Raw genomic sequence first — 565 nt, forward strand, 5'->3', positions numbered from 1 at the left:
CATGTCGCGACGATGCTTTTCCAGATATCCGGTGAACTCCATTCGTCCTCCCCTTCAGGTAGATGAAAAAGGAAATTTCCCAATCCATAGAAGATCGGAGCTCCCCGGTAGACTTCAATCGGTTGCAACACCGGTGCCCCGTGGCTAGCGAACGCGTTCGCTCCCGCATCTATACAAGATCGCGCAAAAGACTGAACCCACCCGGGAACTTCGCGCCAATCCGGTTCCCAATGATGATGGTGAAGGTAGGAGATGACGAAGGCACCCGCGGACGAGGCCTTCCGGATCGCCGCAAGCTGACTTTGTAGGCTTTCCTCATCGAGGATGATCCTGCGGCAGTTCTCGGGCGATCGGCGAAAAATGGTTCCGTAAAAGTCAATCTCATCGGACGATGCCGGTTCGCGAGGATCGTTCGGCTGCGCGTAGTTTCCGCGCTCCATAGCGTTGCTTAGGAACATTTCCTGAATGGCACGCAGATTCGCGAATTTTTTATCATCGACCTCGAATACCCGCGAGACGTCGAGTTTGTTCACCCCTGGTCGAGCAGGACGGGTGTCAGTCGCAT

The 565-nt window shown here is 54.9% G+C and carries 1 protein-coding gene; it reads right to left on the reverse strand.

Features of this window, described 5'->3' with window-relative positions; translation table 11 throughout:
* Positions 1 to 533 (reverse strand): CapA family protein (locus X742_RS140225; RefSeq protein ID WP_245275670.1); only part of this gene is annotated, 533 nt, incomplete at its 3' end.
* Positions 534 to 565 lie beyond the last annotated feature (32 nt).

The organism is Mesorhizobium sp. LNHC229A00, from assembly GCF_000502415.1.
Taxonomy (GTDB): domain Bacteria; phylum Pseudomonadota; class Alphaproteobacteria; order Rhizobiales; family Rhizobiaceae; genus Mesorhizobium.